Here is a 9039-nt window from a genome sequence, read left to right on the forward strand (position 1 = left end):
TCATGGGCACCGGTCGATGATTTTATGGGTTGCAACCCTCCGAAGGGTTGCGGTTTCACCCTCGATTTCAAGTGAAATTTTGTAGCTGTGATTGGATAGCACGTCGACAGTGTACACTTTCGGATTTTTAAATCCAGTCAGTGGGTGTAAGCGCCGGGTTGCCGGTATTGGATCTTTTAGTAGATCACGAACAACCTCTTTCGCTGCGAGTTGGATATCAATGGGAAGGCTTTTCATATCCTTTGCGAATCTGGGCTTGTACTGCAGCTCAGTAACACGCAGGCGGGTACGCAATTACACACCCATCGACGCAAACATATCATCAGCATCTTCGAACGATAACGGAACAGTCTCTTCCGCGTCCACAATTTGCTCACCGATAATCCATGCAAGATTGCTCAAGCTGTTGTGGTAGGCCGCAGCTTGCTCTACCAAAGCGTCGTATGCCTCCACAATGCCATCGTCTTCGGTCAAGCGCTTATCGTCAACCGCACTCTGACGCATAGCGACGACGGTATCATAGTATTTTTCGCTCACTGGGAGAGCGCTGACAAACGCGGCCTCAACCTCAACCAACTTGTCTGTGTTTGGAAATTTTGCTTTCTGCACTGGGTCAATAAGGCTGTCTACCATAAGTGACATGGACTGAAATTTAACAGTCTGATCAGCAACAGCCTTAAGGGTTTGGTCAATTTTACCTAACAGCTCAAGGTCGCGAGCCTGCGGCATTTCGCGGAGTGTGCGCCCCACGGCGCCAAGTATTTGCAATTCAACTGCTGACATGATGTCCTCCCTCGGGGAGTCCCGTCTATACGAAATCGGCTATCGATTTCGGTTCCTATAAAAGTCCTTCAGGCATTCAGATGGCGCTACAACCTATTTTTGTCAATAGGCGTTCTGATTGGAGAATCATACCAGTTAAAATTTTTTTGCGCCAAATTACTGACATTAAAAATTAGAGCAATGTCAAGTATCGAGCCGAAAACTTAGCATCGATATTTTGACCACCAAAGTTCTCCCAAATGTGAGGATCGATCCCGTGCCCGTTATTTTGAACACGTATTTCTGGCTAAGCGGCGACACGGGGCTAGAGCCAACTCGCCACGCCGCCATGCCGCGAACAAGTGCCACGCCGGCTCTTGCTGAAGCTGTAGCTCTCATCCCGGCACTTCGCCGTGGCGCCGTCCGGCACCTTGCCATCGACGCTCTTCGCCGGCGAGTGCACATCCTGGCCAGCCTTGTTCACGTAGTGGCCGTGCGTCTGCAGGTCGGCTTCATTGGGCTCGGTTTTCTTTGGCGCGGCCGGCGCAGTTGCAGGTGTGCCTGGTGGTGGCGCGAGCTGGGCGAGGGCATCGCAAACACCGCCCGCAAGTAGCAGGGAGAGGAGGAGGGCGCGCAACATCGCTTACTTCGTACCTGGCTTGCCGGTTTCGGGATTGACGTTACCCTTCGTGGACCAGTTGTTGGCCTTCGTGCCGTCCTTGGTGGATCGATTATGTGCGGCCACGTGGGTGCCATCCTTTTTTGTGTAGCTAGACACATGCTCGCGGGAGGACTTCGCGCCGGTACCAGTAGCCGGTTTGCTGGAATAGTGAGCGCCACCAGAATGCCCACCGCTATGACCGCCGCGCGCGAACGCGGATGTTGTGGCGCAGATTGCCAGAATTACGACCAATGCTATTTTCACAATCATCTCCAGGATCGGCAAGAACGTGCCGTTTCGTTCGGAAATTATATGATTTATTGACAATTGGAAATCTATCCAATTATTTCGATTGGCGAATCCGATCTAGCCTCACCTCATCTCGACCTTCTAATATTTCGGCGCATCGCGCGCGCAGTTTTCGAAGTGTCACGGGTCCGATGCCCTTGATTTTGAGCAGTTGATCATCGGATGCGTCGCTGATACGATTGGGCGTATCGAGCGCCACATCCCACATCGCCGTAACTGCCGTATAAGGGAGCCCCGGAATTGTGTCGATGAATCGCGGGAAGAACCAGCCGCAAAGATCCTCGGCGCGATGTCCGATCAAGCCTCTATACTTTCCCCATCGAGGATCGCTGGCCGCCGCAAAAACGGCGTTATGGCGATGCTCAATCAAGCCTGGGGTTTCAGCGGCTAGTCTGAGGGCCACCAGAAAATCCCGATAGCCCCAATCGTCACCATTGCGCACCTGCACCTCAAGCGGCACCCAAGCTGGCGCGGGCTCATCCATATCCACGCCCATTTGGCGGAGGGTTTTTGTCCTTGCACGCCAGTGACCGTAATCACCTGGTGGCGCGCCCGGCATCCGGGTCTGCTCAAGGTCACGAGTTCCATGCAGCAGCAGATGTTCAAGAGGCGTGGAAAAGTGCATGACGGCGCGATACTCCCACCCATCATAGATACCTCCGCGCTGCAAAGGATGGAGCTCAAATGTCGCATCGATTTCCACCTGAATCGCTGCGATGCCCGCTTTCAGTTCATTTAGATTGGTGGCTTTGATGCGGGGATATTTTGCGGCGATGAATTCAAATTCACGAAGCTTTTCTCGGGCTAAGTCTAGGCGCAACCTTCGAGTATCGATGTTTGTGCTTTTGGCCGCAAGCTGCGCGGATTCATTAATTATGCGAACGAGATTAAGAAGTTGCCCAACCACGAACCCAGGAACAATGTCGTCATTCGCTGGCGTGGGTTCGTGTGAGGCAAAGCGCCATACGCTCATACCGCATGGTTCCGTCAGATGTGGTCAGTCTCGCGCTTAACCACGCGTCCGATTATCTCGCAATCCCCAGTCCGGCAACCCTTGGGGCGGTGCCGGGCCTGGTCTGGATTGTCAGAGAATAGCCACCAATCGCCACGTTCCTTTACTAGCCGCTTGATCACCGCCTCGCCGTCGTAATTGAAGGCGTAGACCACCCCATCCTTCATCGCCTTGTCAGCGGTATCAATGATGACCACGTCACCTTCGTACAAATTGGGTTCCATGCTTTCGCCGGCCACTGTAAGCGCAAGCAGCGTGGACGGGTGAATTCCTTTGCGGTCCACCCAGTTCTTGCGCAAGCTGATCGTGTCGCCGTCGTAGATGTCAGGCACCGTCTGAAAACCGGTAACGCCGGCGCGGAGCTGAAGCTTTACCTTTTTGATGTGGTAGAAATTCGGGTCACCCTGTTCGGCGATCACCACGCGCATTGCGCCAGGAATATCGACAGGATCAGCTGGAGAGCCGAGAAGTTGGTCAGTGGTGAGCCCGAGTGCTAGAGCGATCGATACCGCTTTGCTGGCGGGTGCGCCGCGAGACTTCCAGTTCGTGATGACATTCGCCTCAATTTCAAGGCTCGAGCGCAACCACGCCTGATCCTTTCCAAGCTCTGCCAAGCGGGCCTCTATCCGGGCCCAAGGAATATTGCCTCTTTTACTCATGCGCGAAGGATAGCGACCTATTCACAAAACGTGTTACACAAAAAGTTTGACTGCGATACACAAGATGTGTAGCATGGCCTCATGAACTCACTCGACAAAGCAATTCAGTGGTGCGATGGCCTGTCATCGCTAGCGGAAAAAATTGGCATTAGTTCTGCTCGCCTCGGCAACTGGCGCGTGCGCGGCGTGCCTGTCGAGCATTGTCTCGCCATCGAAAAAGCTACAGACGGCCAGGTCACACGCAAAGACCTGCGCCCCGACGACTGGCAAAACATCTGGCCAGAATTGGCCGATGACCACACTCGCCGCGCCACCGACCCCGCACCACCCGCTGGCCACGCCGGCCGCCAACCATCATCCCCTCACAACATCACCGACACTGTTCCTGAACGTGCGGTGGTGACACCTCTGCTTGGAGAAAAAGCATGAAGAAGATCATCGACCGCCTGATGGCGAAGCTGGGGTACGTGCCGGCGGCCGCACTCGATGCGCTAGCCTTCACTCCACTGAAGATCGAAATCGACACCAGCCAGGTAAGCGACGCGCTCACCCTGTTGGAGAAGGTGATTAGCGTCGCGCAGAAGGCGGAGGTTGCCGTCGCGGCGGTGAGCGCGGCTGCTGGTATGCCCGCGCCGGTACCGGCGGATGGCGGTCTCGTGCTCAACGAATTACGTGCCATGCGTGCTGAACTCAAGTCGATTCGCGAGCACTCTGGCGCACGCCTCGCAACCGTCACCGACCGCGAGCGCTTCGCACATGTGCCGCCGCCGGCCGGCGCAAAGCGCGGCCACTGGGCATGCATTGTCGGAAGCGCTGCGCCTGTATGGATGGAGGATCGTCCAATGGAATACGATCCGGCGACTGGTGGCGTTAGGGCTCCTGGTTCAGCAGCTTCTGAAGTTGCAGGATTGCGGATTTGATCGGAATTTCCTTCAGATCCTTCGCTGTGTACGAATCGACATCCGCTATAGAGACGTTCACGCTGACGTTGATCTTGAGCCAATCGAAATCGTAGGTTGCTTCCGCTTCGAAATTTTCGCTGAACGTGATCTGAACATTTTGTTTGCAGTCCATGGGAGATCCCTTTGCAAGTTGTTGTGTGAGAACTGCAACTGTACCGCATTGGAATCTCCCGCCCGATTTTCTGAAAGGAAGCTGTATGAGCAACCACCAAGCCCTGAGCGCCGCGCTGCTGGCCGCATTCCAGCTCGACGCTGATAGCCGCGACCCGGCCGCCATCGCCGACACGGCCGCCACGCTGCTGATCGAGCTCGCCACCATCCTGCGCGGCCCGCCTGTGACCGTGGCCAACATCGCCGGCGTCGAACTGGTGGGCGATGAAACCCAGGCGCTGATGCTGGCCGAGCTGCGCAAGCAGACCACGCTGCTGGAAGTGATCGCCAAGCAGGGCGACCAGCAAATCAAATTCTTCGCGCCTGCATCCCCAGCGGACGTCGATGGCGACTCGAAGGCGAAGCAGCAGCAAGCACTTATCAGCGACCTCAACCTGCAGGATCCAGCTGACCGTGAAAAATTTATGCGTATCGCGGCAGCGGCCAGTGATCCAGTCTGCGGCGCCGCCGCTTGCGGCATGCCGGGCTGACGCCGCTATCGAAATTTGCACCACCAGCATCATCCGCATCACCTGAAATCCTGAATCACTTTTATAGGAAAAAACACCATGAACCGCAACAAGATGCCCAAACCTCGCGTCCTCGTCGCGAAAGCGTTGTTCAACGAGGATGAATACCGCGACTTCAGCGCCGCATGTGCCGAGGCCGGCGAGTCGCAGAGCCGCACGCTGCGCCAGCTGGCAAACGACTGGTCGGCGCGTTTTCAAAATGATAGGCGCCGCGGCGCGCAAACGGAATGGCCGAAAGCTGGCCAGAACATGGCCATGTTTTTGCCCGGCCGCGCGAATTTCAGCGTGCCGCGCCACCACATGCGTATGTGAATCCTCGGCCAGTCTATTCCCACCTGGAGTGCTGAGCCTTGATCTAACCGGGATGCCGCGCCCCGTCGCGCGCGGCGAATAGAGGATGAAAATCACATGTCCAAAGCATCGCTACAACAGCAAAAGCCCGGCGCCGCATCCGCTCTGCTGGACCAGTTTGCCGCCCAGCTGCGGTTGAAGAACGACGCTGCCCTGGCGCGCGCCTTCGAGGTGGCGCCGCCGGTGATCAGCAAGATCCGCAAGGACAAGATTCCCTTCGGTGATCGCATGATCCTGAAGGCGCACGAGAAGTTCAACTTCGCAGTCGCGCCGATCCGCAAAGTTCTGTCCGGTGAGGCGCTGACCGTATGAGCCAACCGCAACAACCAGCGCACGACGACAAGCCGATGGATGTCGAGCCGGCCCACGTCATGTCGCACGAGAAGCACCGCCAGCGCGAGCACTACGAACGAATGCTCCGCGAGCTGCGAGAAGAGCGGCGTAAATAAAAAAGGCCGCGTCGATGCGCGGCCGAAAAAATCCACTTCAGGGTATTTCGAAGACCATCGTAGCACAGCCTGAAGCGGGAAAAATTACGGTTAGGTAATGCAAATAAAAGGCCACGTTGCAGCGCGGCCTGACCATATAGCAGAGGAAACACATGTCCACAATTTTACAGCAAGGACCGGCGCCAGACCACCCTGGCACGCCGGAGGGCAACATCACGCTCGCCGCGCGCGAATGGCGCGAAAAGGACCGTGATCACATCGCCGAGAAGAGCGCCACCACCGGGGCCGCCGAGTACCGCGCGCGCCGTAAGCTGCGCATGACGGTTGACCTGAACGCACCTGCGGGGCAGCCATGACGCGCGCGCTTCCACGCAAGGAAACGCGCTCCTACGCGCTGCTGATCGCCCTGCAGCAAGGCCCGGGCACCTTCTATCAGGTCTGCGAGCGCGCCGGCTTCGACATCGAGCAACCAGGTGTCGAATCGCGTCTGCGCCCGATCTTCGCCACCATGATCGGCGGCCACGCCCAGCAGCACGGCATCATGTACTCGCTTACCGACGAGGCGCGCGAAGCATTCGGCATCGTGCCGCCGGCGCCACCTCCGTACGTCGGCCAGGTCGCGGGCCCGGCGTTCCGCGGAGAGCACCACCCGACCACCGTGTTCATCACACGCCGGCCGAAGGAAGGGGCGCGGGCATGAAGCGCGACGCCTGCACCTTCGAACTGCCGCTGGGGCACGAACTTATCATCGACAACTTCGCTGGCGGTGGCGGCACTAGCACCGGCCTCGAAGCGGCGTTCGGTCGGCCGGTCGACATCGCCATCAACCACGATCCCGAAGCGCTGGCGATGCATGCCATCAACCACCCGCACACGAAGCACCTGTGCGAGAGCGTATGGGACGTCGATCCAATCAAGGTAACCAACAACCAGCCGGTGGCGCTGGTCTGGCTGTCGCCGGACTGCAAACACTTTAGCAAGGCCAAGGGCGGCACGCCGGTCAACAAGAACATCCGTGGCCTCGCATGGGTAGGATTGCGCTGGGGCTACCTGACCAAGCCGCGCGCCATCCTGCTCGAAAATGTTGAAGAGTTTAGGACCTGGGGGCCGCTGAAGGTCGGCGCCGACGGCAACATGTATCCCGATCCCGAATTCCGCGGGCGCCTGTTCGAGGCGTTCAAGGCAGCACTGTCGACCGGCATTCCGGCTGACCATCCCGATCTGGAAGAAATCTGCGAAGTGCTGGGCGAGAGCGTGCCGCGCGAAGCCTTGGTGAAGGGCCTCGGCTATATTGTAGAGTTTCGCGAACTGCGCGCCTGTGACTACGGCACGCCAACGATCCGCAAACGTCTGTTCATGATCGCGCGCCGCGACGGACTGCCAATTCGGTGGCCGGAAGCTACAAATGGCGCGCCGACGTCGGCGGCCGTCATCGCAGGCAAGTTAGCACCGTGGCGAACAGCCGCCGAGTGCATCGACTGGTCGATTCCTTGCCCATCGATCTTTGAGCGCAAGCGCCCGCTGGCCGAGGCCACGATGCGGCGCATCGCCAAGGGCATCATGCGCTACGTGGTGGAGTCGGCGTCGCCGTTCATCGTGGGGCAGGGTGGCCCGATCTACTCTGGCAAACCGGTGTCGGCGGAGCAGCCGTTCGGCACCCTAACCACAGAGAACCACCGCGCCGTGGTCGTGCCCAGCATCGTGCCGTTGACGCACCAAGGCGGCGAGCGGAACGAATCCGTGCACGAGCCGTTCCGCACGATCACCGGCGCGCAGCGCGGGGAGAAGGCGCTGGCTACCGCCACCATGGTGCAAGTGGGCTACGGTGAACGCGCCGGCCAGGCGCCGCGCGCACTCGACGTCGAGAAGCCGCCCGGTACGGTGGTGAGCGCGAACAAGGCCGCATTGGTCACGGCATTTCTGAATGAGCACGCCAATGCGCACAATCAGCGCGTGATGCCGGCGGACGAGCCGCTGCGCACCATCTGCGCCCAAGTGAAGGGCGGCCACTTTAGCGCCGTGTCCGCGACCCTGGTGGGCGTCGGCGGCCGCGCCGGTGAGAGCCGCCCGCGCGGCGCGAACGAGCCGGCTGCAACCATCACCGCAAAGGGAGATACCGCAGTCGTCACCGCCGAACTGGCGCCATTCGTCATGACCAATACGACCGGCCACCCTGGTGCTGAAGTCGACGCGCCGGTACCCACTATCACCGCAGCGGGCAACCAGGCGCTCGCGGTCGCGCACATTACCAAGTTCCGCACCGGCGCCACCGGGAGCGACATGGCCGAGCCTCTGCCGACGATCACCGCTGGTCCGAAGGAAAATCCGGCTGGGTGCGCGCACGCGATGGGCATCGTGACGGCAAACCTGATCCACATGGGGCACGGCGAGGGGCAGGCTGGCGGAAAGCGCTTCAGCCATGGTATTCGCGATGTGGAGCAGCCGCTGAACACCGTGACCGCGAGCGGCGCCGCCGGCGGTATCGTGACCAGCAGCCTCGTGAAGCTGCGCGGCACCAGCACTACAGCTAGCATGGACGAGTCCTTGCACACTATTGGCGCCGGCGGCCAGCACCACGCCGAGGTGCGCGCGTTTCTGTTGAAGTACTACGGCACCGACCAGGATCCGCGCCTGGAGGAGCCGCTGCACACGGTCACCACCAAGGACCGATACGGCCTCGTCACCATCCAGGGTGTGGACTACCAGATCGTCGACATCGGCCTGCGCATGCTGGAGCCGGCCGAGTTGTATCGCGCGCAGGGTTTCCCGGCCGACTATGTGATCCGCGAGATTCCTGACCCGGAGCTACTGTTCAAGGACGGCCACCAGGCCGACGGCGACCCGCTGCTGCTGCCGCGCGTGCCGCTGACGAAATCAGCCCAGGTACGCATGTGCGGAAACAGCGTTTGCCCGCCGTTGTCGGAAGCGCTGATTCGCGCCAACTTCACGCACGAGCGTGAGATGGGCTTGGTGGCGGCGTGAGAAATCGCCTATTTCTTCGCATCGATGCGCTGCTTTGCTTCTTGGGCAGCCTCCATCAGCGCGAGCTCGTATCCGGGAATCGGGCGATCACACATCTCTGTGTAATCGAGTCCGTCGACGGTAAAAGACCAGCGCCAATTACCCTTTGAATCAACGGAAACGGAAATTTCCACGCGATGGCCTTTATATTGAAAAGCGTTATCGGACATTAA

General features: G+C 59.0%; 15 protein-coding genes. 9 read left to right on the forward strand and 6 right to left on the reverse strand.

Annotated elements, in window-relative coordinates; all coding sequences use genetic code 11:
* Positions 1 to 294 precede the first annotated feature (294 nt).
* The 5 genes from E4L98_RS24860 to E4L98_RS24880 all read right to left on the reverse strand — a co-directional run bounded on the left by E4L98_RS24860 (position 295) and on the right by E4L98_RS24880 (position 3358).
* Positions 295 to 783, reverse strand: a complete 489-nt coding sequence (locus E4L98_RS24860) for a hypothetical protein (protein ID WP_135204214.1) — start codon at positions 781 to 783, stop codon at positions 295 to 297.
* A gap of 304 nt (positions 784 to 1087) precedes the next feature.
* Positions 1088 to 1402 (reverse strand): DUF3761 domain-containing protein, encoded by a 315-nt coding sequence (locus tag E4L98_RS24865; protein WP_135204215.1) that lies wholly within the window; start codon positions 1400 to 1402, stop codon positions 1088 to 1090.
* Positions 1403 to 1405: 3 nt separating this feature from the next.
* Entirely contained in the window at positions 1406 to 1693 is a 288-nt protein-coding gene (locus E4L98_RS24870; RefSeq protein WP_135204297.1) for a hypothetical protein, read from the reverse strand.
* A 73-nt stretch (positions 1694 to 1766) separates the two neighbouring features.
* Positions 1767 to 2705, reverse strand: a complete 939-nt coding sequence (locus E4L98_RS24875) for a hypothetical protein (RefSeq protein WP_135204216.1) — start codon at positions 2703 to 2705, stop codon at positions 1767 to 1769.
* A 14-nt stretch (positions 2706 to 2719) separates the two neighbouring features.
* A complete protein-coding gene (locus E4L98_RS24880) occupies positions 2720 to 3358 on the reverse strand; it encodes a S24 family peptidase (protein ID WP_167761444.1) in 639 nt (212 codons plus the stop codon).
* Positions 3359 to 3484: 126 nt separating this feature from the next.
* On the opposite strand from E4L98_RS24880, the gene E4L98_RS31210 reads away from it, so the two are divergent.
* From E4L98_RS31210 to E4L98_RS24920, 9 genes are all read left to right on the forward strand, one after another.
* Complete coding sequence (locus E4L98_RS31210) at positions 3485 to 3832, forward strand: transcriptional regulator (RefSeq protein ID WP_135204218.1); 348 nt, start codon at positions 3485 to 3487, stop codon at positions 3830 to 3832.
* On the forward strand, positions 3829 to 4323 hold the full coding sequence (locus E4L98_RS24890) for a hypothetical protein (protein ID WP_135204219.1): 495 nt from the start codon (positions 3829 to 3831) through the stop codon (positions 4321 to 4323). The genes E4L98_RS31210 and E4L98_RS24890 overlap by 4 nt, the downstream gene beginning before the upstream one ends.
* A 239-nt stretch (positions 4324 to 4562) precedes the next feature.
* The gene (locus E4L98_RS24895) at positions 4563 to 5006 is read left to right on the forward strand and encodes a hypothetical protein (RefSeq protein ID WP_135204220.1); all 444 of its coding nucleotides are present in this window, start codon (positions 4563 to 4565) and stop codon (positions 5004 to 5006) included.
* Between the two features lie 78 nt (positions 5007 to 5084).
* Positions 5085 to 5357 carry a hypothetical protein gene (locus tag E4L98_RS24900; RefSeq protein WP_135204221.1) on the forward strand — a complete coding sequence of 91 codons (273 nt, stop codon included), beginning with the start codon at positions 5085 to 5087 and terminating at the stop codon, positions 5355 to 5357.
* Positions 5358 to 5453: 96 nt separating this feature from the next.
* Entirely contained in the window at positions 5454 to 5708 is a 255-nt protein-coding gene (locus tag E4L98_RS24905; RefSeq protein ID WP_135204222.1) for a hypothetical protein, read from the forward strand.
* Positions 5705 to 5845, forward strand: coding sequence for a hypothetical protein (locus E4L98_RS30205; RefSeq protein WP_167761445.1), 141 nt, complete (start codon positions 5705 to 5707; stop codon positions 5843 to 5845). Before E4L98_RS24905 ends, E4L98_RS30205 begins: the two co-directional genes overlap by 4 nt.
* 152 nt (positions 5846 to 5997) lie before the next feature.
* Positions 5998 to 6201 (forward strand): hypothetical protein, encoded by a 204-nt coding sequence (locus E4L98_RS24910; protein ID WP_135204223.1) that lies wholly within the window; start codon positions 5998 to 6000, stop codon positions 6199 to 6201.
* Positions 6198 to 6545 carry a hypothetical protein gene (locus tag E4L98_RS24915; protein ID WP_135204224.1) on the forward strand — a complete coding sequence of 116 codons (348 nt, stop codon included), beginning with the start codon at positions 6198 to 6200 and terminating at the stop codon, positions 6543 to 6545. The genes E4L98_RS24910 and E4L98_RS24915 overlap by 4 nt, the downstream gene beginning before the upstream one ends.
* Positions 6542 to 8827: a DNA cytosine methyltransferase gene (locus E4L98_RS24920; protein WP_135204225.1), complete on the forward strand. Its 2286-nt coding sequence runs from the start codon at positions 6542 to 6544 to the stop codon at positions 8825 to 8827. The genes E4L98_RS24915 and E4L98_RS24920 overlap by 4 nt, the downstream gene beginning before the upstream one ends.
* 8 nt (positions 8828 to 8835) lie before the next feature.
* Here E4L98_RS24920 and E4L98_RS24925 read toward each other — a convergent pair whose 3' ends face one another.
* Positions 8836 to 9036: a hypothetical protein gene (locus E4L98_RS24925; protein ID WP_135204226.1), complete on the reverse strand. Its 201-nt coding sequence runs from the start codon at positions 9034 to 9036 to the stop codon at positions 8836 to 8838.
* Between the last annotated feature and the right edge of the window lie 3 nt (positions 9037 to 9039).

The sequence above is a fragment of the Duganella callida genome, from assembly GCF_004614165.1.
GTDB lineage: Bacteria > Pseudomonadota > Gammaproteobacteria > Burkholderiales > Burkholderiaceae_D > Rugamonas > Rugamonas callida.

Bases quoted from the DNA above. Each gene is read 5' to 3' on its own strand.
- E4L98_RS24870 (WP_135204297.1), bottom strand. From the start codon at position 1,693: ATGATTGTGAAAATAGCATTGGTCGTAATTCTGGCAATCTGCGCCACA.
- E4L98_RS24925 (WP_135204226.1), bottom strand. From the start codon at position 9,036: ATGTCCGATAACGCTTTTCAATATAAAGGCCATCGCGTGGAAATTTCC.
- E4L98_RS24910 (WP_135204223.1), top strand. From the start codon at position 5,998: ATGTCCACAATTTTACAGCAAGGACCGGCGCCAGACCACCCTGGCACG.
- E4L98_RS24860 (WP_135204214.1), bottom strand. From the start codon at position 783: ATGTCAGCAGTTGAATTGCAAATACTTGGCGCCGTGGGGCGCACACTC.
- E4L98_RS24895 (WP_135204220.1), top strand. From the start codon at position 4,563: ATGAGCAACCACCAAGCCCTGAGCGCCGCGCTGCTGGCCGCATTCCAG.
- E4L98_RS24865 (WP_135204215.1), bottom strand. From the start codon at position 1,402: ATGTTGCGCGCCCTCCTCCTCTCCCTGCTACTTGCGGGCGGTGTTTGC.
- E4L98_RS31210 (WP_135204218.1), top strand. From the start codon at position 3,485: ATGAACTCACTCGACAAAGCAATTCAGTGGTGCGATGGCCTGTCATCG.
- E4L98_RS24905 (WP_135204222.1), top strand. From the start codon at position 5,454: ATGTCCAAAGCATCGCTACAACAGCAAAAGCCCGGCGCCGCATCCGCT.
- E4L98_RS24890 (WP_135204219.1), top strand. From the start codon at position 3,829: ATGAAGAAGATCATCGACCGCCTGATGGCGAAGCTGGGGTACGTGCCG.
- E4L98_RS24920 (WP_135204225.1), top strand. From the start codon at position 6,542: ATGAAGCGCGACGCCTGCACCTTCGAACTGCCGCTGGGGCACGAACTT.
- E4L98_RS24900 (WP_135204221.1), top strand. From the start codon at position 5,085: ATGAACCGCAACAAGATGCCCAAACCTCGCGTCCTCGTCGCGAAAGCG.
- E4L98_RS30205 (WP_167761445.1), top strand. From the start codon at position 5,705: ATGAGCCAACCGCAACAACCAGCGCACGACGACAAGCCGATGGATGTC.
- E4L98_RS24915 (WP_135204224.1), top strand. From the start codon at position 6,198: ATGACGCGCGCGCTTCCACGCAAGGAAACGCGCTCCTACGCGCTGCTG.
- E4L98_RS24875 (WP_135204216.1), bottom strand. From the start codon at position 2,705: ATGAGCGTATGGCGCTTTGCCTCACACGAACCCACGCCAGCGAATGAC.